Below are 23,848 nucleotides of genomic sequence, written 5' to 3' on the forward strand. Positions count from 1 at the left end.
GCGCAATATCTCCACGCTTTGCGCCATCCACGGGTCCGCCGGGAAGGTCAGCGTGTTGTTGTACATGCGCATCCCGTCATAGAGCGTCATGACCGAATTCTGACCGGTGAAGCCGCGGGCCGACAGGCCGAAGCCGAACACGCCCGATGTGTTGACGATGCCGGTCGCACGCGCGGCCGCATCCTGGATGGTAAGGTCGCCGCGCAGGCGAATGGCGTCGCCATCCAGCGTCTCGACGCTGGCCGGCATTTCCAGCGCAGTGAGACCGAGGCGGCTTGCCCCTTCCGACTTCATGTTCAAACGCAGCGGATCGACCACCCCGGTCACGATGATTGTCGAAGCATTGCCATCCGCGCCTTCGGCGGCAGGCTGGGCCAGAATGGCAGGCGCATAAAGTGAGAAGGCCGCAATCGCAGCCGATGTAAAGTTCAGCATTTCATCCCCCGTCGGCGTCGCACGACAATTGGGCAGGGGCGTACCGTTCACGAACGGTCGTCAGCCGGCATCGGCCGGACGCCAGGGGCGACCGACACACAGCGTCCGATGCGGCCCCAGCCGCTCGTTCGTCGCTCAGACGGAGTTCACCGTGCCGCGGCCATCCCCTGGACCAAGGCAAGAGCGACCAGACGCCGGCAGGTCTCCTGGCTCATGGGTCATCGCTTGATATACGGCCTTCCCAGGCCTCGCATGATTTAGCGTCCGGCCCAGTGGCTGTCGGATCGGGCTTCATGCCGTCCGCACCTGTATATCGCGCTCGCCACTTACAGTTGCAGGGACAGCTGCGGATTTGAGCCTTATGCAAGGCCCGCACCGCATTCCCTTTTCATCCCCGTCCCCGGGGAACCGACGCGATCTTTGCCCTCCTCCTGCCGAAGCAGGAAAGGACAATGCCCCTTATGACGCCGCTTGCTGCTGCGCAAGCACGACATTTCGCTGATCGACGGGATATCGCGGACGAAAGCAGCAGGATTGTCCAAAAGCCGCGCAGCTTAGCCGCGACTGCAGAATGCCTTCCTCATAGTTTAGTCGAATATATAGGATGTCAGTTGGCGTGGCGGCGTCACGTCGGAGGGGGCGACAAGGGTGGTTGCAATCGAAACGCGGGATGTCGGCACATATCGCATGGTGCGATTCAGTAGCGGCCGGATCGACCCGGTCGCCACCGATGTGGATCTTCTGATCGTCGGCATGCCTGAAATATCCGGCGCGATGCAGGCCGATCCAAGCGGTTGCGCGCTCGACGACGCCCTGATTGGAACATTATCGCATCTGCGCGCGGGCGGCATCTTCGACGGCGGGTTTGGCGAAACGCTTGTTCTGTCCAGCCCACGACCGCCGGTTCGCTGCGGTTCGCTGCTGGTCGTTGGCATGGGCCATACCGATCGGATCACCCCCGAAAGGCTGGGCATCCTTGCCGAGGTTGCGATGCGGGCCGCGGTTCAGCTCGACGGTTGCTCGATCGCATGTCTGCTCGGCCTTCCCGATCCTGAAGCGCCGGTCGCGGTCGCATCACATGCCGCCCGTAACATGATGGTCGGCGCGCTCACCGCAATCGACACCCATCATGCTCCCCAGCGCTTCGCCGGCATGCGCTGGACCTTCGACCTTCGCACGCCCTATTCCGCGAACGTCGGCGCACAATTGGAACATGTGATCGACCAATGGCCGACAGTGCGGAGATGACACTCGACTATCGCATGGACTTGGCGACCGGAACGCGCCAATCTGGCGCGATGCCGACCGCTTCTTCCTCCCTCAGCCATGACATGCAGCGCGCAGCATCTCCCATTTCGATCCTGGTGGTGGACGATCACGCGCTACTGCGGGAGGGCGTTCGGGCAATGCTGGAGACTCAGGGCGACATGGAGATCGTGGGTGAGGCCGACAATGGCCGGCGCGCGGTCGAGGAATATGCGCGGCTGCGGCCCGACATCGTTCTGATGGACTTACAAATGGCCGACATGTCCGGCCTCGACGCGATCACAGCAATCCGGGCGGACCATGCGATCGCGCGGATCATCGTGCTTACCACCTATTCGGGCGATGGCCGGGCGATCAAGGCATTGCGGGCAGGCGCCATGGGCTATTTGCTCAAAGCCAGCCTGCGCAAGCAACTACTCGACGCGATTCGGACCGTGCATCTGGGCGGCAAGCATCTCGATGCTGCCGTTGCCACCGCAATAGCCCTGCATGTGCTGGAAGATCCGCTGACGGAACGGGAAATCGCGGTTCTCTCACTTGCCGCCTGGGGCAACAGCAACAAGCAGATCGCCGCGCGACTCGATATCAGAGAAGAGACGGTAAAGGGCCATATGAAGTCCATCTTCTCGAAACTGGACGCCGCCGACCGGACCCATGCGGTAACTCTGGCGATCAAGCGTGGCCTGATCGACCTCTGATTGCCCTTGGCTATGGGCGCACGGCGCAGGCCTTTTCCATCCAAATGATCGCAAACGCGTCAGCCTGATCCAATATTCGGATGCAGGGCGACGCTATGATCGCGCGCCGGGCAATTTGCTCGACATTTCTATTTAATCGAACAAACTGGCGTGATTTATCTGAGTATTTCGGATCAGTTCCGCCGGCTACACCGCCCTTACAGCAGCAGCGACTGCTCGAAACCAAGGAGCCGACCCATGACGATCACCGCTACCCCGACCCCCGGCAAATCCCTCGTCTCGCCGAGCGACCACACGCTGATCCTGATCGACTTCCAGTCGCAGATGTCGTTCGCGACCAAGTCGATCGCTCCCGAATTGCTGCGCAACAATGCCGCGCTCATCAGCCGTGCCGCCAAGTCGTTCGGCGTGTCGACCATCCTGACGACAGTTGCGGAAAAGAGCTTTTCCGGCCCGATGTTCGATGAAATCACAGATGCCTTCCCCGGCCAGAAGCTGCTCGACCGCACCAGCATGAATACCTGGGAAGACGCTGCCGTGATCGAGGAGGTGAACCGCATCGGCAAGGAGCGGATCATTTTCGCGGGCCTTTGGACCAGCGTCTGCATCGTCGGCCCGGTCGCCTCCGCGATCGATCAGGGCTTCGACGTCTATTTCATCGCCGACGCCTGCGGCGACATCAGCGAAGAAGCGCATGAACGCGCCGTGCAGCGCATGATCCAGCTCGGCGCCAAGCCGATGACCTCTCTCCAATATATGCTCGAACTCCAGCGCGACTGGGCGCGCACCGAAACCTACGACTCCACGACCGGCATCGCCAAGGAATTTGGCGGCGCATACGGCCTGGGCATCAAATATGCCAAGAGCATGTTCGGCGCCTCGGAAGGCGGCCACTAAGTCCTGGCATAGCCGGCGGCTCAGCCACATTCCCTCGCCGAAGCCGCCGGCCTTTCCCTTTCCTGACTTTTGCAAAGGAAATCCCCATGAGCTTCGTAACCACTGACGACGGCGTCGACATCTTTTACAAGGACTGGGGCAGCAAGGATGCCCAGCCAATCATGTTCCATCATGGCTGGCCACTGTCGTCCGACGACTGGGACGCACAGATGCTGTTCTTCCTGTCGAAGGGCTATCGCGTCGTCGCCCATGATCGTCGCGGTCATGGCCGCTCGGCGCAGGTCAGCGAAGGCCATGACATGGCCCATTATGCCGCTGACGCCGCTGCCGTCGCCCGCCATCTCGACCTCAAGAACGCCATCCATATCGGCCATTCGACCGGTGGCGGCGAAGTGGCCGCCTATGTCGCCCGCCACGGACTGCCGGAAGGCCGCGTCGCCAAGGCCGTGTTGGTAAGCGCGGTGCCGCCGATCATGCTGAAGACCGAACGCTATCCGGGCGGCCTGCCGATGGAGGTATTCGACGGTCTGCGCGCTGGCCTTGCCGCCAACCGCGCGCAATTCTTCCGCGAGGTCGCGGCCGGCCCCTTCTACGGCTTCAACCGCGATGGCGCCGATGTGAAGCCCGCCGTCATCGACAATTGGTGGCGTCAGGGCATGATGGGGAGCGCCAAGGCCCATTATGAAGGCATCAAGGCGTTCTCCGAGACCGACCAGACCGACGATCTGACCGCCATCACCGTGCCGACCCTGGTGCTGCATGGCGACGATGATCAGGTCGTGCCCTACAAGAATGCCGGTGTGCTTCAGGACGAAATCCTGCCGAATGCGACCTTCAAAGTCTACGAGGGCTATTCGCACGGCATGCTGACGGTGAATGCCGACGTGCTGAACGCCGACATCCTCGCCTTCATCCAGAACTGACGGATCGAACAGGAGACCGGCGATGAAAGTCTATCTTCTCTCCCTCGGCGCCGGTCTTCTGGTCGGCATCGTCTATTCGCTACTGGGGGTGCGCTCACCCGCGCCCCCGGTGGTAGCCCTGATCGGCCTGCTCGGCATATTGGTGGGCGAACAGGTCGTCCCGCTCGCCAAGCGCTGGGCCGACAGCCATGAACTGGCCAGGTTCGTACGCGCCGAATGCCGCGACCATGTGCTGGGCAGCCTGCCCGACAATCGCCCACCCTCCGACAATCGAAAGGGCGACGCATGATCACCCGCCGCGACACCATGGCGGGGGTTGCCGCCTCCGCCCTCCTCTCCCCCTTTCACGCTCATGCCAAGGAACGCCCCATGACAGACACGATCATCATCAACGCCAAGGTGACGACGCTGGACCGGGCGAATCCGGTGGCGGAAGCGGTGGCCATCCGCGACGGCAAATTCCTGGCCGTGGGCAGCGAGGCCGAGGTCCGCGCCGCAGCGCCTGGCGCGACCATCATCGATGCCAAGGGGCATCGCCTGATCCCCGGCCTGATCGATAGCCACATGCACATCATCCGCGGCGGCCTCAATTTCAACATGGAACTGCGCTGGGACGGCGTGCCGACGCTGGCCGAGGCGATGGATATGCTGAAGGCCCAGGTCGCCCGCACTCCCGCGCCGCAATGGGTGCGCGTGGTCGGCGGCTTTACCGAACATCAGTTCGCAGAAAAGCGCCTGCCGACCATCGCCGAGCTGAATGCTGTCGCGCCCGACACACCGGTTTTCATTCTGCACCTCTACGACCGCGCCCTGCTCAACGCCGCAGCGCTCCGCGTCGTAGGCTATACGAAGGATACGCCCAATCCGCCGGGCGGCGAGATCGTCCGAGATGCCGCCGGCAACCCGACCGGGCTGCTGCTGGCCCAGCCCAATGCGACGATTCTTTATTCGACCCTCGCCAAGGGACCAAAGCTGCCGCAGGAATATCAGCTCAATTCCACCCGCCACTTCATGCGCGACGTCAATGCGCTGGGCGTGACCGGCGTGATCGACGCGGGCGGCGGTTTCCAGAATTACCCCGACGATTATGAGATCATCGAAAAGCTGCATCAGGACGACCAACTGACCGTCCGCATCAGCTATAATCTCTTCACTCAGAAGCCCAAGGAAGAGCTGGCCGACTTCTCCGGCTGGGTGAAGCAGGTTACGCCAGGTCAGGGCGACGACACCTATCGCCACAATGGGGCGGGCGAGATGCTCGTTTATTCCGCGGCGGATTTCGAGGACTTCCGCCAACCCCGCCCGGACATGGCACCCAGCATGGAAGGCGACCTCGAACCCGTCATCCGCCTGCTGGCCGAGCATCGCTGGCCCTGGCGCCTGCACGCCACCTATGATGAGACGATCGGCCGCGCGCTCGACGTCTATGAAAAGGTGAACCGGGATATTCCGCTTCAAGGCATCAACTGGTTCTTCGACCATGCCGAAACCATCAGCGACCGCAATATCGACCGGATCGCGGCGCTGGGCGGCGGCATCGCGGTGCAGCATCGCATGGCCTATCAGGGCGAATATTTCGTCGAACGCTATGGCGCGAAGGCTGCCGAACGTACCCCGCCGATTTCCCGCATGATCGCAGCCGGCATTCCCGTCGGCGCCGGCACCGACGCGACCCGCGTCGCCAGCTACAATCCCTGGGTCTCCTTGAGCTGGCTCGTGACGGGCCGCACGGTCGGCGGCTTCGCCCTCTATCGCGGCGACAACCGCGTCAGCCGCGAAAAGGCGCTGGCGATGTGGACCCATGAGAACACCTGGTTCTCCAACGAGATCGGCAAGAAGGGCCAGATAAAGGCCGGACAGCTGGCAGACCTCGCGCTGCTGTCGGCCGACTATTTCTCCGTGCCGGAGGATCAGATCGTCCATATCCGGTCGGTCCTCACGCTTCTGGGCGGCAAGGTCGTCCATGGCGAGGGCGATTATGCCCCGCTCGCGCCCGAACTGCCCAGGCCCATGCCCGACTGGTCGCCGGTCGCGACCTTCGGCGGCTACCACAAGACCCGCGAGGCCCGCGCCCAGTTGGCGTCGGCTTGCGGTTGCCACTCGGCCTGCGGCGTCCATGGCCATGACCATGCGGCGGCATTGGGCACCAATGTACCGGCCGCTGATGTCCAGACCTTCTGGGGCTCGCTCGGCTGCGGATGCTGGGCTGTCTGATCTGTTCCGGCCCCTCCCGAGATGGCGGGGTCGGATCAGTTATATTCCATATTTTAGAACATAGGCGTCGATATTATTCGGATCGATGACCCTTCGACCATCACCTAGACAAGTCCTGCAACATCGACCGGGCGCCAACGCCCCTCTCTTGTCGGAGCAACAGACATGACCCGCTTCACCATGATCCTCGCGACATTGATGGTCGCAGCCACCCCGATCGCCGCCCCCGTGGCGGCCAAGCCGGCAGCGAACGCCGACCATTCGGTCGGGGCGCAATATGACACGACCCATGTCTATGTGCCTGAAGCCCAGTTCGACGCCTTCGTCGCGAGCTTCGTTGCCACCTTCGGCGGCAAGACATCGAAGCAGGGTGAATTTCAGGTCACACCCACCCTCAGCCTCACCAAATCGCAGCTGGCGCTGACCCCGGTCGGCACCGTTTCGGTCTTTGGCTTCAAGACGCCCATCCCCTATCCCTTCGGCGACGAGCGCACGGGATATCTGGTGAGCGACATGGACGCCGCCGTCGCGTCGGCGGTCAAGCATGGCGCGGTGCGCCGAATCGCCACCTTTCCTGACCCGATCGGCCGCGACGCAGTGGTGCAATGGGCCGGGGGCGTGAACATGCAGCTTTACTGGCACACCACCAAGCCCAGCTATGCGGCGCTCACCACCGTGCCGGAAAATCGCATCTACCTGACCTCCGACGCAGCGGACACATTCATCCATGACTGGACCGGCTTTGCCCATGGCAGGATCGTCTCCGACGACCGTGCCGCCAAGGGCGAGGAAATCGGCCAGCCCGGCAAGACCATCCGCCGGGTCGCCATCGAAAGCGGCTATGGCAGGATGACGGTCTTCGTTTCGGACGGACAGCTCCCTTGGCCCTATGGCCGCGACGTGACCGGCTATGAGGTCGCCGACCTCGACGCCACATTGGTCAAGGCATCGGCCGCCGGCGTCGAAACGCTGGTCGCAGCCAAAGCCGTCGCCGGTCGCCTGAGCGCGATGCTGCGCTTCCCCGGCGGCTATATCGCCAAGGTCCATGGCATGGCGGCGAAGTAAGATGCGTACCGACCGCGATCCGCGCTTCGTCGACGCGATCCTCGACTGGAAGCCGACATGGTTCATCGCCCGGCTGTTACTGGTCGGCGCCTATCTGCTGGGCGGCATCGTCAAGCTGACTGACTGGCCGGCGGCCGTCGCCGAACAGGCGCATTTCGGCATGAACCCGCCAGCCGTGTGGGCGGCGCTCACCATCGCGATCGAACTGGTCGGCCCGCTGCTGATCCTGACCGGCCGCCTGGCCTGGCTGGGGGCGGGGATGCTGGGCGTCTTCACCCTGCTGGCCGCCTTCACCGCCAATGCTTTCTGGACGATGCCGATGGGGCACGATCGCTTCATGGCGACCAATGCCTTTTTCGAGCATCTGGGCCTCATCGGCGGTTTCATCCTCGCAGCACTTGTCGCCGAACAGGTGCAGCGCCGTGCTTAAACGAGCGTCCTGCCTCGTACTATCGCTCTGCGTATCCGATCCGCTGGCCGCGCAGACGACCGAAGCCTGGCAGGCGCCGACGCTGTCGATCACCCGCTATGACGAGGACTGGTCGGATCTGGCCGACGAAGAAAAGCGCGGCCATCACTGGACCGGCCAGTTCAAATATATCCCGCTTACCGACGACAGTTGGCTGTCCACCGGCGTGGAAGTGCGGCTGCGCAACGAGAACTACGCCAATAATCTCTGGGGTGGGGCCGATGCGCCCGACGACAGCTATCTCTGGGTGCGCGCCATGCCCTATGCAGACCTCCATATCGGCGTTTCCGACAAGCTGCATGCCCGCGCCTTCGTCCAGCCGATCATCAATTATGCCGTCGGTGTCGCGCCCTCCGCCAGTCCGATCGACCAGAGTCGCGTCGACATGCTCCAGAGCTTTGCAGAGATAGGAGTCGGCCCCGTCATGCTGCGCGGCGGGCGGCAGATGCTTTCGCTCGGCACCGAGCGGCTGGTCGGCACCCGCTACGGTCCCAATACGCCGCTGGCGTTCGACGGGCTCCGAGGCAGCGCGTCGCTGGGCAAAGGCCGCCGGCTCGACCTGTTTCTGCTCAACCCCGTGCAACCCGGCCCCGGCAGTTTCGATGATCGCACGTCCGAGACGCGCAAGCTGTGGGGCGCCTATGCGGCTCTGCCGGACCTCGACCTCTATTATCTGGGCTATCGCAACCGCGCCGCGCGCTTCGGCAGGCTGACCGGGCGCGAGGAGCGCCACAGCATCGGCGCCCGTTCGCATGGCGTACGGGATGACTGGCACTGGAATGTCGAGGGCGTCTGGCAATTCGGCCATTATGAGGGGCAGCGCATTTCCGCCTGGACGCTAGGCACCGAAGTCGGCCGCATGCTTTCCAGCCTGCCGCTATCGCCCGACGCGACGCTGCGCTTCAACATCGTGAGCGGCGATCGCGACAGCGAAGACGACAATCTCGGTACGTTCAACGCGCTCTTCCCCAAGGGCAAGTATGTCGGCGAACTGTCGCCGGTCGGCCCGACCAACATCGTCAGCCTCAATCCCCGGATCAGCGCGCCGCTGGGCAAGGGCTTTTCCGCCAGCATCGCCGCCATGGCCTATTGGCGCTACAGCCGGAATGACGGCGTTTACGACATTCCCGGCAATCTGATCCGCGCCGCCGGCGACAGCCGCGCCCGCTTCATAGGCAAGGAGGTCGAAGCCACGCTGGCCTGGCAGGCGACGGCTGAACTGGAATTGTCGACTTCGCTGTCGCTGTTCGCACCCGGCGCCTTCATCCGTCAGACCGGCCCAGCCAGAACCATCGCCATGACCGGCCTTGAAGCCAATTTCCGTTTCTAGATCATCAGGAGCATAGCCATGCCGCCGTCGCCCTCTTCCTCCTCTCCCCTGCCCGGACTGCTTCTGCTGCTGTCGGTCACGACCGGTCTGGTCGATGCCGTAAGCGTATTGGGCCTAGGCAAGGTTTTCACCGCCAACATGACCGGCAATGTCGTCTTTCTCGGCTTTGCGGCGGCGCAGACGCCAGGCTTCAAGGTCGCGCCCTATCTGGTTGCGCTGCTGACCTTTTTCATCGGCGCAGCCATTGCGGGACGGATCGGACAGGGTTTCAGCAAGCGACCGCTGCGCCATTGGCTTACCATCGCGGCGCTGATCGAAGCAGCGCTGCTGTGGATCGCGGCGGTCGTCGCGCTGAACTTCAACGTCCCGGCACTCAAGCCGACTGTTGCCCTTTTCGCGATCATCGCGCTGACCGCGATCGCCATGGGCTTCCGCAACGCCACCATTCGCCAGTTGAAGGTGCCCGACCTCACCACAACGGTCCTGACCCTCACCGTCACCGGCATCGCGGCAGATTCCAGCATCGCGGGCGGCACCAACCCCAACCTTGCCCGGCGGATCGCGGCGATCGTCGCCATCTTCGCCGGGGCTGCCGCCGGCGCACTGATGGTCGTACATATGGGCCTTGCCCTGCCGCTGTTCGTGTCAGGCATCATCGTGCTGCTGGGCACCCTGCTCTGCGTGCGGCATCCGGCCGCTGCCCTGCCACATGGGTAAGGATCAGCGCAGCGCGATCCGGGCAAAGCGCCGATCGGGCACGAACCAGAGCGCGATGACGAGAATATAGAGCGACACAGCGATCCAGCGACTGACGAAGCTAAGGGGAATGGCAGCGCCGTACATGGCCAGCGTTCCCCAGCCTTTCCAGTCCATGCCCAATGCACGGGCGAGCTTGGACTCCGCCCCGTTGCAGGCGACGATAGCCCGCTCGGTCAGGAAATAGCCGATCGCCGCGCAGCCCAGCACGATGCCGTAGGCCGCCGTCGCGCCAGTCGAATAGCTGCTCTCGTCCAGCCAGCGGATGACGAAGGGGACGAGGCTGAGCCAGAAGAGAAGGAACAGATTGGCCCACAATACCCGTCCATCGACCCGCGGGTTCAGCTGGAACAGATGATGATGATTGTTCCAGTAAAGACCGACATTCACGAAGCTCAATATATAGGCGATCAACAGCGGCAGACATTGCGCCAGATCCGCCAGCGATCCGCCGCGCGGCACTTTCAGTTCCAGCACCATGATGGTGATGATGATGGCGATCACGCCGTCGGTGAAGGCCTCCAGCCGCTTGCTGTTCATGCCCGGCCGCCCACCGCCGGACTCTGCCAGGTCCGTCGCCAGAGCATCGGCGTGGTGCCGACCCACCGTTTGAATAGGCGCGTCAGATGCGCCTGGTCGGTCAGGCCACAGGCGCTGGCAATGTCCGACAGGCTTTGACCGGTTTCCAGCATCAGCGTCTGCGCCCGGCGGATGCGCTGGCGGATGACATAGGCATGGGGCGTTTCACCCATGCTGATCTTGAACGCGCGGCAGAAATGGCCGGGGCTGAGGCTGGCCACGAGCGCCAGTTCCTCCATCGACAGATTGCGGCCAAGACGGTTTTCGACATGAGACGTGACCTTGCGCAACTGCCAGCTGGCAAGACCACCGGTAGGCGGCGGACGGTGGCTGCCGGGTTGCGGCAGCACGAAGGCGGGCGGATCGCCCGACATCGGCACGCCCTGCCGTAACAACCGGCAGACCCGATCAAGGCAGAGCTGAGCCTGCCCCGGATCATCGTGCAGCAATTGCTGCGCCTCGGTCAGCAGGCCCAGCAGATGGGCGGCATGGACATCGGCACCGCCCTCGTCATGGCGCGGGGCATGCGAGTTGATGGTATTGGTATGCGCCGACAGGCTGGGACTGGAACGTTCCGACATGGCGAAAATGATATGATTTCGTCACGATTCCTCAAAGCCCTGATGGAGGGGAAAGCTCCCCCTCCATAGAGGGGCTTGTCTGCACCGGGCCGGCAGGGCTACGGCTGTCCGACTATTCTGTCCTGCAAAGTCCGCCCTGAGTGAAGCAATCGACAACAGCATCATGAAAAGTCGAGCGATCATCGCGGCGATACTGGTAGCCCTTATGCCACAGCCGGGCGAGGCGCTAGATCCGACGCAGTCTCTCGACCAGTTGCGCCACACGGGCTGGACGTTGAAGGACGGGGCTCCGGGCAATGTCCGTGCCCTGGCGCAGGGCAAGAACGGCTTCCTGTGGCTGGGGTCGTCCACCGGCCTCTATCGATTCGACGGTATCCGCTTCGAACGCATCTTGCCCGACATGGACGATCCGCGCCGGTCGCTCCAGGTCACCGCCCTGCTGGCGGCGCATAATGGCGACATATGGGTCGGTCATGATTTCGGCGGCATCTCCATCTATCGCGATGGCCATCTGCGCGACGCCAATCCCTGGCCCCCGCAAGGTGGTATCAGCAGCATCGTCGAGGCCCGCGACGGATCGATCTGGGTTGCGGCGGAATCGCGCGGCAAGATCCTGCTGTCGCGATACAAGGAAGGACGGTGGAGCCGCTATGGCGCGCAGCAGGGCGTGACCGACGGCATGATGGGTCCGCTGCTAGCTGCGTCGGATGGCAGCATCTATCTCGCCCTGCCGCCCAATTTGCTGAGGCTGGCGCCCGGCGCCGCAAAGTTCGTTCCGATGGCGACGCCCGTCGCGCCCTTTGCCGCGCTTGGCGAAGACAGAGCGCGGCGGATATGGCTGGCCGACGACAGGGGCATCCGGCCGATAGGCGAGAGCGAGACGGCGAGAAAACTCAGCCCGGTCAACACGCCCTATGTCACCCGCCATATCCTTGTAGATCGCCAGGGCGCCATATGGATCACCGGGCAGAATGGGGGGCTTGCGCACCGGTCTGCGAGCAATGGCCGGATCGGGATCGCGACTGCACGAAAAGCTCTGTCCCTCTCGGCGCTGGAAGATCGGGAAGGCAATGTCTGGATCGGCACCGAAACAGGGATCGAGCGATACGCCTCAGCCAGCCTGATCCGCGCCGGGGATGAGGCCTTGGTCACCGGCTTCGTCGCGCCCCCGCGATCGGACCATATCTTCTTTGCCGGGATAAGTGGCGTTTATCGTGTCGGCCCGGCCCAGAGTACGCCGCGACTGATTTTCCGAAAGTCCGACGTCGGCGTGCTGTGCGGCAACGACCAGCGATTGCTGGCGGTCGGCCTGCACGGCGCCTTCCTGCTCAGCCTAGACGAGCGCGGCGATGTTCGCCGGACGACTCCGGTGGACGGGCCGCTGTCAGTCAGCTGCGCGCTCGACGACCGGGGGCAGTTCTGGACCGGAATGGACCGGCTCTATCGGTTGGACGGGAACCGGCTGACGCCGGCGGCCGGCGCTGCGGGGCAGCCGGGCGGTACCATTACCCTGCTGCGTGCCGATGGTCAGGGCGGGCTGATCGCCGGGCGCAGCCGTCGCGGTCTGCTGCGCATTCGAAATGGGGCAGAAACGCTGCTAGTGTCGGTCGCCGCCAGCCCGATCGGATCGATCATCACCCTAACCGCTGATGGCCGCCGGTTGCTGATCGGTGGGCTGAAGGGGTTGGCACGGCAGGATGGCGGCGGCGTGCGGACTCTCAGCGAGCGCACCCATCCCTATCTGGCCGGGATAACGGCCATCGCTCGAACGCCGGATGGCTGGAGCTGGATCAATGGCGCTACGGGTATCGTACGGATGCGCAGCGATGCGATGGAGGCGGCCTTCCAGCATCCGGATCGTCCGATCGTCTATCGGCGAATCGGACAGGAAGCGGATTATCGAGCGCGATCCAACCTGTTCGATGCCAACGACATCGCCATAGACCGGGGTGGCCGGCTCTGGTTCGCGACCGATCAGGGGCTGGCATGGACCGACCCCGCCCGACTGGCACGCAACACCGTGCCGCCGCCGGTCGTCATCCGGTCCCTACGGGTCGATGGCCTTGTACATCCTATCGGAAGCGGCCCGATCACCCTGCCTGCCCATAGTGATCGGGTGCAGATCGACTATAGCGCGTTAAGCCTGACCGATGCGGCGCAGAACCGGTTCCGCTACCGGTTGGAAGGAACAAGCGGCGGCTGGGTCGATGCCCGAACCGAGCGCCAGGCGCTCTACACGAACCTGGCGCCTGGAACCTATCGGTTCCGCCTGATCGCTGCCAATAATGATGGGCTATGGAACTTCCGCGGCGCGGACCTCGTCTTCGAGATCGCGCCGGCCTTCTACCAGACGCGCTGGTTTTTCCTGCTGTGCCTGGCGGCAGTTTTCGCACTGGGCTGGCTATTCTATCGACAGCGGCTGCGTGTCGCGACCGAGCGCACCCGCAACCGGGTCGAGGCGCAGCTTATCGAGCGCGAGCGCATCGCGCGCGAACTGCATGACACGCTGCTTCAGGGCTTCCAGGGGCTGATGCTGCGCTTCCAGGCGGTGGTGGAACTGCTCCCCAAGGGTCAGCACGCAAGAGCCGAACTGGAAGGCGCGCTGGATCGGGCAGAGGATGTCCTGGTCGAAAGCCGGGAGCGGGTCCATTCGCTGCGACAGGAATTGCAGCCAGTCGTCATGGCTGACCGGCTTCGCGACCTGCTGCAAGACGTCGTGAGCGATCGACTCGACTGGCGGGTCGAGGAGGAGGGAGAGGCGCGGCTGATCTGCGCGCCGGTCGCCGACGAGATGGCGCGGATCGCGAGGGAGGCACTCAGCAACAGCCTGCATCACGCGTCGGCCGGCGCGATCCTGGTTTGGTTGCATCACGCAGCCGACAGGGTTACGCTGTCGATCAGTGACGACGGCATTGGCCTGCCCATATCGGTGATCGAAAAAGGGATGCGCGAGGGTCATTATGGTATGGTTGGAATGCGGGAACGCGCACGCCGTTTGGGCGGCAGCATGGAAATTTCGTCTATCACGCATCTGGGGACGACGATCCGGCTGCATGTGCCCGCGCGGATAGCCTATCTCTGAGAGCCCCGCCGTCAACCGGCTTTGGCGGACGCACTGCTTCGCCATATTTTCACGATTTGTCGCGAGCTGAAACGCAACAATCTGACCGATACTCGCGCAAACCAGGCGACTTTAGGCTGTAGTGACTATTTAACTATTTGAGCCAAAGCATGATGCTTGCGAGCTTGATGAAGCCGAGGAAGTTTGCGGCGAGTTTGTCATATCGGGTGGCGATGCGGCGTCCCTGTTTGAGGCGTGCGAAGAAGCCTTCGATTCCCCATCGCTGCTTATAGGCGATGACGTCATAAGGTCGACGGATAGTGCGATGCTTGCGGGGAGGAATGACAGCCTCGCCACCTTGGTTATGGATCAGTTCGCACAGTCGATCCGCATCTTAGGCTCTGTCGGCCAGAACCTGCTTTGCGGGCAGCCCCCGGATCAGATCGCAGGCAGGCGCCATATCATTCTGCTGCCCCGGGCCGAGGATGAAGCGGATCGGCAGGCCGAGCGCGTCGACTACGGCGTGGATTTTGGTGCCCAAGCCGCCTCGCGAGCGGCTACGAGCCTGGGCTTAAACGCCCCCCTTTTTACCCGTGCCCCGGCCGCTTGAGCCTGAGCGCGGATCACGGTCGCGTCGATCGCAAGCCATTCGATGTCGGGATCATCGGATACCGCCTCGAATATCCTGTCGATCACGCCTTGTTCGATCCAGCGATAATAGCGGCGTTTGGCCGTCTGATAGGACCCAAAACGCTCGGGCAAATCAGCGACCGCCTGATCGTGCCAACCAAAGCAGGGCGTCGAGAAATAGCCGACCGTCGCTACGCGGCCCCCGCTTACCCTTGCGACCACCCGGAACTAACTCCCGAAGCCGCTCCCATTGGTCGTCCCGAAGCACTTCGCCTTCCACACCAGCCTCCAAAAGCCAGCGTTGAATCAGAAATCAGACACATAGGGAATCCCTAAAATGTCACTACAGCCTAGAGCATGATCCGATCATGCTGAATCGGATCATGCTCTAAATTTCTTTTGTTTTCCGCATTTTCCGAGCCAGCAGATGTTACCATCTGCTTCGAAAATGCTTCAGCGCTTCGAGCCAGCCGTACCTCACATCTGCCGATGTATCCAAACTGTCATTGAACAGCGTTACCGGCCACAGCTTATGACGCTACCCCAGCAAAGGACGGTCTGGCTCGGCCGTCATATCTTTCCGCATGAAGCGGCTGTGCGGCAATGGCTTGCACGCCGTCCATCCGGCTGGGGCATGGATGTCGACGATATCATTCAGGAAAGTTACGCCATCCTGGCAGGGCTGGAGCGCGTCGATCATATCCTTTCTCCGCGCAATTATTTCTTCGAGGTCGCCAAGTCGGTCGTACTCCGTTCGCTACGCCGCTCGCGCGTGGTGATGATCGATGCACCGGCGCATGCCGAGATACTCGAGGTGCCCGAACCTGCTCCCGACCAGGAACGGCTGCTCTCCGACCGGCAGGAACTGGAGCAGGTTGCGGCCTTTATCGGGCAGTTGCCCGATCGTTGTCGGGAGGTTTTCGTCCTGCGGAAGCTGCGCGGCCTGTCGCAGAAGGACGTGGCACGGGATCTCGGTATTGCCGAAAGCACCGTAGAGAAACATATGGTCAAGGCGCTCGCTAGCCTCACAAATGCATTCGGGCGTGGCGGAAATCGACGCGATCGGTCATCTAGGGTCGGTGAAAGAGATTTTGAAACAGAGCGCCGGGATGCCCAAGGCTGATGGAAGCGCGCGCGACGAACGCGCTGCGCATTGGGCCTTGCGCGTCAATTCCGGCCTGATTACCCCAGAAGAAGAAGCGGAACTGGACAGCTGGACCAGCGAAGATGCCGGCAATTTCGGTGCATTCACGCGGGCCATGGCGGCCAATGCCTATTTCGACCGCGCGGCAGCGCTGGGCGTGCCATATCCGCCCAAGGATGAACCCGCGGCAGAAAGTCCTGACATCGTGGGACTGGAAGTGCACCGACTAAACTGGCGCGAGCAATCGAGCGTGACGAGACGGGCGTGGATCGGCGGCGGTCTGGGCGCGATGGCCGCAGCGTTGGTCGGAGGTATCGGGCTGAAATACTGGTTGGGCGCGGAAATCTATGCAGCGCCGATGGGCAATGTACGGCGATCGGCGCTGCGCGACGGTTCGGCGGTGACACTCAACAGCAGCGCCGAGATCAAGGTCGCCTTCAAGGATGCGCTGCGTCAAGTCAGCCTGGTCACGGGTGAAGCCAATTTCGACGTCGCCAGAGATGCGTCGCGCCCCTTCATCGTCGATGCGGGGCCGGTGCAGATACGCGTCGTCGGTACGAGCTTCCTGGTGCGCCTTGACGATGAGGATCGGGGATCGATCACTGTGCGAGAAGGCATAGTCGAGGTCCATAATGGCGCCGACAATCCAGTTCGTCTCCTCGCGGGCGATCATCTGTCCTTTGCACGGCAAGCGATGAAGCAGGAACGACTGTCCATGGCCGATGTCGATCGGATGGGATTGTGGCAACGCGGCGAAATGGACCTGACCAGCATGACGTTAGCGGATGCGGCCAACGAGTTTGCTCGCTATTCCGACATCAAGATCATGATCGATGATCCGACTGTTTCAGCGATGAAAGTCGCCGGCGTCTATTCCACCAGTGATCCGGCCGGTTTCGCGCGCGCCGCCGCCTTGGCACAGGGGCTCAAAGTGTCGGTTTCCGCGGATAGAATCACGCTTTCAAGATAATCTGCAAAAATGTTTCTGTCAGAGTGGAGGATCAGCGTCCGCGCTGCATCTAGTCCGCGAACCCGGCCTTGAAGGCCGAACAGCGGGGACAGATTTTTCATGAACGCCAGATATTTTTCTGGCTGCAGCATCATTGCTGCGGCCGTTACCGTCGCGACACCAGCGTATGCCCAGCAGCGTGCTTTCGACATCCCGGCGCAGCCCTTGCCGACCGCGATCGCAACGCTGGGCAAACAGGCGCGGCTACAAATCGTCGCACCCGGTGAAGGGCTGGAAGCCGTTCGCAGCCGCCCGGTAAAGGGCATGATGGATGCGCGCACAGCCCTTGGGCAATTAATCGCCGGAACCGGCCTTGAAATCGCGGCCGATGACGGCGCACGGATCGTGCTGCGGCGGGCCGCCCAACCGCGTCCCAGCGCCAGGCCGATCGTCCAACATGCTGACCATGAAGATGCGATCGTTGTCACCGGCTTTCGCGCAAGCATGAACATCGCCCGCGAAATCAAGCGCAAGTCTGATGCCCTAGTCGATAGCATCGCGGCGGAGGATATCGGCCAGCTTCCCGATAACAGCGCGACTGAAGCGCTGGCGCGCCTGCCTGGCGTCCAGATTTTCCGTAATCGCGGCGAAGGTCAGTCGATTACCATACGCGGCATCTCCCAGGTCGTGACGATGATCAACGGTCAGGAAGCCTATACCGGATCATCGCGCCGCACCCTGCTGAACAGCTATCCTGCTGGTCTGATCCGGTCGATGGAAGTCTATAAGGCGTTGACGCCCGATCTGATCGAGGGTGGTATCGGCGGCGCCGTCGACGTACAGCTTCGCCAGCCGCTCGACTTTAAGAAAGGCATGACGGTCGCCGCCACGCTACGCGGCAGCTATGACGACCAGGCGAAAAAAGGTTTCGGCAATGCCGACCTGCTGGTCGCTGGAAATTGGGACACGGGCGCTGGCGAGATCGGCGTCATGGTCAACGCCTCCTATTTGAAGCGCGACTATTATGAGTCCTATCGCGAAAGCCTCCAGCCGCAGACCAATGCCGCGGGCCAGACGTTCCCCACCGGCATCTTGCTAAAAAATCCCAAGGGAGGCTATGAGCGCCCGGTCTTCACCGGCGAGGTGCAATGGCGACCGGCCTATAATTTGGGCCTCCATCTGCGGGCCACCAACGTGACCGACGATAATGAATATACCGATACTGACCTGCAAACGAACATGGCGCTGACGACGCCGCTCAGCAATGTCGAACTGGTCCCCGGCACGGACATCTTGAAGAGCGCAACCTTTACCGCCACGGCGGATTCCGGCCCCCGGTCCAATCATACCCGTCAGTTGCTCGACACGACGCAGGTCGAATTCGGGGCTGATTTCACCTCCGGCATCGCCACACTGACGACCAGCGCCGTCTACACGACATCGAAGATCGAAACCGATCAGCAACTCATGCTGCTTTCATTCAACAAGGCACCGGTGATCGACGCGGTGTTCCAGAGCGACAGCAAATATGGCGGCCTGTCCTACACCTATCGCGATATCGACCTGTCCGACATCAATCAGTTTCATGTGCGGGCCTATTCCGACACGCGCACGCGCCAGAAGGGCAAGGGGTTGCAGTGGCGCACCGATCTCAATCTCGATACCGGCACCGGCTTCTTTCGTTCTATCAAGACCGGCGTCCGCTATGCGCGGCGCAGTGCGGATTATCAGACCGGAACCGGCCTCGCGAACCTCAACGCGCTGAACCTGCCCATGTCCTCCTTTCCGGGGGGCGCTACCCCGGTCAATCTGACACGCAGCGTCTCGGCGGACGACGCCACGCTTCCCGGTGGCTGGGTCGGTTACGACGCGAACTGGCTCGCCAGCATGGGCAATGTGAAGAGTCTCAACGCCTATGTGGACTCGCTGCAAGCCACCAAGCTCTACACCGATGACGGACGCCCGGCCTTTGCGCCGCAGTCGGCGTTCGATGGCAAGGAAACCAGCTATGCCGCCTATGGTCAGGTCAAATATGGCTTCGACCTTGGCGGCGTGGCGATAGACGGCATCGCAGGCGCGCGTCTCGTCAACACGGTGCTGGACATAAACGGCACACAATATGCCGTTTCCCGCTCGCTGACCACCGGCGGTAATGTGACCACCTACACACCCGTTCATGCGCGGCAAAACTATTTGGATTTGGATCCCAGCTTTAGCGCGGTGGCGCATTTCAGTTCGGCGCTGCAACTGCGGCTCGCCTGGACCAAGACCTTCAGCCGGCCCGATTTTTCGCAGCTCAACCCAAGCCAAACCTTCGCGCAGGTACTGGCCGGTTCTGGCGCCTATAGCGGTCGGGTGACGACCGGCAATCCGAACCTACTGCCGATCCGTTCGACCAATTGGGACGCGTCGCTGGAATATTATTATGGCCGAGCCGGTGCCGCCAGCGTCGCCCTGTTTCAGCGCGATGTGAAGAATTATATCGTCAACGCCATCGAGAAGGATGACAGCATCCCCGGCGCGCTTGGCATTGTCGACGTGACCCGGCCGATCAATGCCGGTGACGGTACGATCAGGGGCTTAGAAGTCAGCGCCAGCACTTTCTTTGACTTCGCGCCCGGTATGCTGCGCAACTTCGGCGTCTCGGCCAACTACACCTACACGGACTCGAAGCAGGAACTACCCGCGACCGATGCGACAGCCGCCTTTACAGGACAGACGGCCGGCATCTCCAAACATGCCTATAATGCTGCTCTTTTCTATGACGATGGCAAGTTTCGGGCGAAAATCGCGTATAGCTGGCGTGGCCGCTTTGCCCTTGCCTATAATCTGACCGATCCGACCAAGAATCTGAACTGGTATCCGATCGAGTGGCTGGCCGCGTCGGCGACCTATAATTTCAACCGTAATCTGTCGCTCACGATAGACGGCACCAACCTCACCAATCGCCCGCAGCGTGCCTATTGGGGGTCGGAGGATTTCCACGATCGCGTCTATTTCGAAGGGCGGACCTATTCGGCCGCCATGCGCTTCAAATTCTGACGGGCGAACATCATGAAATACAAGCTTCTGTTGCCCTTGCTGGCCGCCGTCGCGACCAGTGGTTCGGCAGCGCCCCCATCCGCTGATGGCGGGAAATGGGGCGGCGGTTGGGGTTACGCCACCTCACCTGCGACCAAGGCCGTGCGCGATACGTTGCCTGCTGGCACCTATCGCTATCGCCTGCGTTCCAGCCAGTCGGGCGATGGCGTCAGCTTCGTCTTCACCAACCCGGCCGGTGCCGTCCCGCTGGAGATTATTGGGGCCACGGTGGCACATGCGTCAACTGACGAAGGTTTCGGGCTGGATGAAGCGACCCGGATGTCTGTCACCTTCAACGCAGGCTCCAATGCCCGCATAGAAGCTGGGATCAGCCTGACCAGCCATGCCGTCGATCTCATCGTCAAAGCCGGCGACGACCTCATCCTGACGATCCAAACCGGTGCGCCCAGTACCACGGTCGGCGGCAATGCCGGTTTCCCCGTCGCCTTCAGCGAAGCAGCGATACCCGCTGACGGAGCGGGATTGGAACCGCGCAAACTGCGTCCCTTCATCACCCGGATGGCGGTGCGCAATCCGCCTGCCGCCTGCACCGTGGTCACCATGGGGGATTCCATCACCGAAGGCGCACGGGGCACGCGAACCGGCTGGCGTGGCTGGCCCGGCGTGCTGGCCCGCAGGCTTGCCGAAAGGAAGGGGCCGCATTGCGGCGTCGTCAACATGGGGATCAGCGGCAATCGCCTGCTTCGGGATGGACGCGGCACGGCGGCGGTCGATCGCTTCGATCGCGACATAGCCTCCGTTCCCGGCGTGACCCATCTGATCCTGCTGGAAGGGATCAACGATATCTGGCGCAGCGCCACACCCGGCGAACCGCCGGTGGCCGCCGCTGATCTGATTGCCGGCTATCGCCGGATCATCGACATGGCCCATACGCGCGGCATCCGCGTGATCGGCGGAACGATGACGCCAGGCTGGGGCTCCAAATATCTCTCGCGGGAGATGGAGCAGGTGCGGCAGGAAACAAATCAGTGGATCCGGAAGGGTGGTGGCTTTGACGCCGTGATCGATTTCGAGGCGGCGCTGAGGGACGGCGGCAGTCCGCCCGCGATCAAGCGGCCTTTCGATTCAGGGGATAAGCTGCACCCCGGCGACAATGGCTATGAAGCCATGGGTCGCGCCGTGTCGCTTTCCCCGTTTCAGCCACCATCCTCCTGAAGATCTGACTGGCCGTCGGTTCCTCATTCCACGACCGACGGCGCATTGCGGCCGAAGGAGCCCTCATCATGTTTGGAGCCTTCCTCGCCACCGCCCTTGCCGGTTCGGTCGCAGTGCCGACAAATGGCGGTCCCCGAGCGAAACCTTTGCTAAGATCGAGGAGAATCCCAATCATGGCTGCTGCGGGGAGCAATTCGCTTTCCTCAAGTCCCTGCCGCGTTCGCGCTACGCCTTCATCCTCAACATATCACGCAAGTACATGGTTTATCGCACTCCGCATGAAGTCTTGAGAGAGCAGATCGACCTCATATTCTTGTCAGCTGCCGGGCTGGATATATGGCACCCGAGCGAACAATTCGCGTTCCCAGCCCCTCGGATTATCGGTCGGTCGGCTCTCCACGTCGAATAGCATCGTCATCCGCCTATCCAGCCGATATTGCAGCCAGTCCGTCAATCCGGCTTCATTCGGATCGCCTCGCCGGGCAAAGGCCATGAAGCGCGCCATCATCGCCTCCGATGCCCTCCGCGCGCCCTCGCCAGTGCCGGTGAACGCCCCCGGCACGTCCAGCGTCCCAAACGCCAGCGCAATGTCCATGGTGTGCGGCGCACCGCGTTTCGGCTGGGTCGGCGACTGGAAGTCCACCTGATAGACCCAGGTGGGCGCCTCCGCCCGCGCCCGCGCTTCCGCCTCGATCACCTGTCCCGGCCAGCTTCGCCCGGCGGTCGTTGCGGCGTAGAATATCCGCTCCGCCGTCCAGTCGGGATAGCGCGCTCGATATTGCGCCACGATCCATTCGGGCGACAGGTCCATGCGCAACTCGCCCGCCATTCGATCCGGCAGATTGCCCCAGTCCAGCCCCCGCAGCAGCGGCCCGTCGGGATCGATGAAGGCCCGCGTCTCATCCAGCGTATTGCCCAGCATCATCGGGATCGCATTGCCTTGCGGCGCGGCGTCGGGCCAGAAGGGGTGCCGCTCCAGCCACCGCATATCGAGCACCGGCCCCATATAGAGGCCTCCGCCCAATATCGGATCTTCCGCCTCCAGCCCCTCGATCAGTCTCTCGACCGATAGGGTCAGCAACGGATCAAGATCGCCGGGAGCCACCCCCAGTTTCGCCAGGTAGGCGGCCGTCCGGCGTGAAGCATTGACCGGCCCGCTTGCCGTCAGCTGCTGCCCGCTCATGGTGATGGCCCGGTGGAAAAGCCCTTTCGCCGCCGACATCGCCATCATCGTGGCGATCTTAGCTCCGCCTCCGGACTGGCCGAAGACCAATATGTTTCCCGGATCGCCACCGAAAGCGGCGATATTGTCACGCACCCAGCGCAGCGCCAGGATCAGGTCCAGTTGCCCGGCATTGCCGCTATCTGCAAAGCGCGGATCCAACCGCGCCAGATAGAGATAGCCAAGTGCATTCAGTCGATGGTTGACCGTCACCACTACCATGTCGCGGCTCGCAAGATGCCGCCCGTCATTCAGCGGATCAACCACGCTGCCGTTGGAATAGGCGCCACCATGGATATAGAGCATGACCGGCCGTTTGGCGGTCGGCTCCAGCCCCGGCGTCCAGATATTGAGGAACAGGCAATCCTCGCTCGTCGCCTCCTGCTTTGCCTTTTGCGGGCAGGACGGCGCGAAGCTGATGGCGGGCACGACATCACGCCAAGGTTCCGGAGCGACCGGCGCACGGAACCGACTGCGCGCCGTATTCTGCCCATAGCGCACCCCGCGAAATACGCTCAGCCCGCCTTCGCGCACGCCCCGCAGGCGCCCATGGCGGGTCATAACGACCGGATCGCCCTTCGCCGCCCAGACCGGAGAGGAAGCCAGCATCGCCCCCGCGCCGATCACGGTTCGCCTGTCGATTTCGGGCATTGGGCCTCTCCTGTTGGGTATGGGAAGGGTTGATCCCTCTCGATCATTCACCGTTCGGGCTGAGCCTGTCGAAGCCCTGCACTTTTCTTCGAGACAAGAAGGGCACTTCGACAAGCTCAGTGCGAACGGGGATTCGTTCTGGTGTCGTTCAGCGCGCGAGCCATCCGCCGTCCACGGCCAGGGTATGGCCATGGATATAGCCCGCAGCACTGGAGGAGAGGAAAACGGCCGCCCCTCCAATGTCGCTGGGATCGCCCCAGCGCCCGGCCGGGATGCGCTCCCGGATCTGGCGGTTGCGGGTCTCGTCGGCCTGCAAGGCAGCGGTGTTGTTGGTCGCGATATAGCCCGGCGCGATCGCGTTGACGTTGACGCCCTTCGCCGCCCATTCGTTCGCCAGCAGCTTGGTCAGGCCCGCGACGCCGCTCTTCGACGCGGTGTAGCTCGGCACGCGGATGCCGCCCTGGAAGGAGAGGAGCGAGGCGATATTGACGATCTTGCCGCTGCCCTGGGCCAGCATGTGGCGACCGGCCGCCTGGCAGAGGAAGAAGGTGGTTTTCAGGTTCGTGTCGATCACCGCGTCCCAGTCTTCCTCGGTGAAGTCGACGCTGTCGGCTCTACGGATGATGCCGGCATTGTTGATCAGGATGTCGAGGCCGCCGAGCTTCTCAAGCGTCTCGTCGATGACGCGCTGGACCGGCTCGATGCTGCTGAGGTCGGCGGA

Annotated in this window: 20 protein-coding genes, 1 pseudogene and 1 riboswitch; of the genes and pseudogenes, 15 read left to right on the forward strand and 6 right to left on the reverse strand. The window is 62.6% G+C overall.

Going from position 1 to position 23,848, the window contains the following annotated elements:
• The coding region (locus VMR39_RS12230; RefSeq protein ID WP_325416256.1) for a Plug domain-containing protein at window positions 1-486 on the reverse strand (486 nt) is incomplete at its 3' end.
• A gap of 128 nt (window positions 487-614) precedes the next feature.
• Window positions 615-863, reverse strand: a riboswitch (cobalamin riboswitch).
• Window positions 864-1,083: 220 nt separating this feature from the next.
• On the opposite strand from VMR39_RS12230, the gene VMR39_RS12235 reads away from it, so the two are divergent.
• The 10 genes from VMR39_RS12235 (at window position 1,084) to VMR39_RS12280 (ending at window position 10,014) form a co-directional block, all read left to right on the forward strand.
• Complete coding sequence (locus VMR39_RS12235) at window positions 1,084-1,683, forward strand: M17 family peptidase N-terminal domain-containing protein (RefSeq protein ID WP_325416257.1); 600 nt, start codon at window positions 1,084-1,086, stop codon at window positions 1,681-1,683.
• Entirely contained in the window at window positions 1,662-2,399 is a 738-nt protein-coding gene (locus tag VMR39_RS12240) for a response regulator transcription factor (protein WP_325416258.1), read from the forward strand. The genes VMR39_RS12235 and VMR39_RS12240 overlap by 22 nt, the downstream gene beginning before the upstream one ends.
• A 237-nt stretch (window positions 2,400-2,636) precedes the next feature.
• Complete coding sequence (locus tag VMR39_RS12245; protein ID WP_325416259.1) at window positions 2,637-3,296, forward strand: hydrolase; 660 nt, start codon at window positions 2,637-2,639, stop codon at window positions 3,294-3,296.
• 86 nt (window positions 3,297-3,382) lie between these two features.
• Complete coding sequence (locus VMR39_RS12250) at window positions 3,383-4,219, forward strand: alpha/beta hydrolase (RefSeq protein ID WP_325416260.1); 837 nt, start codon at window positions 3,383-3,385, stop codon at window positions 4,217-4,219.
• 22 nt (window positions 4,220-4,241) lie between these two features.
• Complete coding sequence (locus VMR39_RS12255) at window positions 4,242-4,508, forward strand: XapX domain-containing protein (protein ID WP_325416261.1); 267 nt, start codon at window positions 4,242-4,244, stop codon at window positions 4,506-4,508.
• An 80-nt stretch (window positions 4,509-4,588) separates the two neighbouring features.
• Window positions 4,589-6,433 (forward strand): amidohydrolase, encoded by a 1,845-nt coding sequence (locus VMR39_RS12260; RefSeq protein WP_325416277.1) that lies wholly within the window; start codon window positions 4,589-4,591, stop codon window positions 6,431-6,433.
• A gap of 165 nt (window positions 6,434-6,598) precedes the next feature.
• Window positions 6,599-7,498: a glyoxalase gene (locus VMR39_RS12265; RefSeq protein WP_325416262.1), complete on the forward strand. Its 900-nt coding sequence runs from the start codon at window positions 6,599-6,601 to the stop codon at window positions 7,496-7,498.
• Window position 7,499: 1 nt separating this feature from the next.
• Window positions 7,500-7,928 carry a DoxX family protein gene (locus VMR39_RS12270; protein WP_325416264.1) on the forward strand — a complete coding sequence of 143 codons (429 nt, stop codon included), beginning with the start codon at window positions 7,500-7,502 and terminating at the stop codon, window positions 7,926-7,928.
• Window positions 7,921-9,297, forward strand: a complete 1,377-nt coding sequence (locus tag VMR39_RS12275; RefSeq protein ID WP_325416265.1) for an alginate export family protein — start codon at window positions 7,921-7,923, stop codon at window positions 9,295-9,297. Before VMR39_RS12270 ends, VMR39_RS12275 begins: the two co-directional genes overlap by 8 nt.
• A gap of 18 nt (window positions 9,298-9,315) precedes the next feature.
• Entirely contained in the window at window positions 9,316-10,014 is a 699-nt protein-coding gene (locus VMR39_RS12280) for a YoaK family protein (protein WP_325416266.1), read from the forward strand.
• A 3-nt stretch (window positions 10,015-10,017) separates the two neighbouring features.
• On the opposite strand, the gene VMR39_RS12285 is transcribed toward VMR39_RS12280, so the two are convergent.
• Both VMR39_RS12285 and VMR39_RS12290 read right to left on the reverse strand, forming a co-directional pair.
• Window positions 10,018-10,593: a TMEM175 family protein gene (locus VMR39_RS12285; RefSeq protein WP_325416267.1), complete on the reverse strand. Its 576-nt coding sequence runs from the start codon at window positions 10,591-10,593 to the stop codon at window positions 10,018-10,020.
• Window positions 10,590-11,213, reverse strand: coding sequence for an AraC family transcriptional regulator (locus VMR39_RS12290; RefSeq protein ID WP_325416268.1), 624 nt, complete (start codon window positions 11,211-11,213; stop codon window positions 10,590-10,592). Before VMR39_RS12290 ends, VMR39_RS12285 begins: the two co-directional genes overlap by 4 nt.
• 163 nt (window positions 11,214-11,376) lie before the next feature.
• On the opposite strand from VMR39_RS12290, the gene VMR39_RS12295 reads away from it, so the two are divergent.
• A complete protein-coding gene (locus VMR39_RS12295) occupies window positions 11,377-14,295 on the forward strand; it encodes a sensor histidine kinase (protein ID WP_325416270.1) in 2,919 nt (972 codons plus the stop codon).
• A 133-nt stretch (window positions 14,296-14,428) separates the two neighbouring features.
• On the opposite strand, the pseudogene VMR39_RS12300 reads toward VMR39_RS12295, so the two are convergent.
• Window positions 14,429-15,184: pseudogene (locus VMR39_RS12300) on the reverse strand (IS5 family transposase).
• Between the two features lie 168 nt (window positions 15,185-15,352).
• On the opposite strand from VMR39_RS12300, the gene VMR39_RS12305 reads away from it, so the two are divergent.
• The 4 genes from VMR39_RS12305 to VMR39_RS12320 all read left to right on the forward strand — a co-directional run bounded on the left by VMR39_RS12305 (window position 15,353) and on the right by VMR39_RS12320 (window position 21,254).
• Window positions 15,353-16,027: an RNA polymerase sigma factor gene (locus tag VMR39_RS12305; RefSeq protein WP_325416271.1), complete on the forward strand. Its 675-nt coding sequence runs from the start codon at window positions 15,353-15,355 to the stop codon at window positions 16,025-16,027.
• A complete protein-coding gene (locus VMR39_RS12310) occupies window positions 16,014-17,018 on the forward strand; it encodes a FecR family protein (protein WP_325416272.1) in 1,005 nt (334 codons plus the stop codon). The genes VMR39_RS12305 and VMR39_RS12310 overlap by 14 nt, the downstream gene beginning before the upstream one ends.
• A gap of 99 nt (window positions 17,019-17,117) precedes the next feature.
• The gene (locus tag VMR39_RS12315; RefSeq protein ID WP_325416273.1) at window positions 17,118-20,039 is read left to right on the forward strand and encodes a TonB-dependent receptor; all 2,922 of its coding nucleotides are present in this window, start codon (window positions 17,118-17,120) and stop codon (window positions 20,037-20,039) included.
• A gap of 12 nt (window positions 20,040-20,051) precedes the next feature.
• Window positions 20,052-21,254 carry an SGNH/GDSL hydrolase family protein gene (locus VMR39_RS12320; protein WP_325416274.1) on the forward strand — a complete coding sequence of 401 codons (1,203 nt, stop codon included), beginning with the start codon at window positions 20,052-20,054 and terminating at the stop codon, window positions 21,252-21,254.
• Between the two features lie 316 nt (window positions 21,255-21,570).
• Here VMR39_RS12320 and VMR39_RS12325 read toward each other — a convergent pair whose 3' ends face one another.
• Complete coding sequence (locus VMR39_RS12325; RefSeq protein ID WP_325416275.1) at window positions 21,571-23,127, reverse strand: carboxylesterase/lipase family protein; 1,557 nt, start codon at window positions 23,125-23,127, stop codon at window positions 21,571-21,573.
• Window positions 23,128-23,275: 148 nt separating this feature from the next.
• On the reverse strand, window positions 23,276-23,848 hold a 573-nt coding region (locus VMR39_RS12330), incomplete at its 5' end, for an SDR family oxidoreductase (protein ID WP_325416276.1).

The organism is Sphingobium sp., assembly GCF_035511395.1.
In the GTDB taxonomy this organism is placed as follows: Bacteria; Pseudomonadota; Alphaproteobacteria; order Sphingomonadales; family Sphingomonadaceae; genus Sphingobium.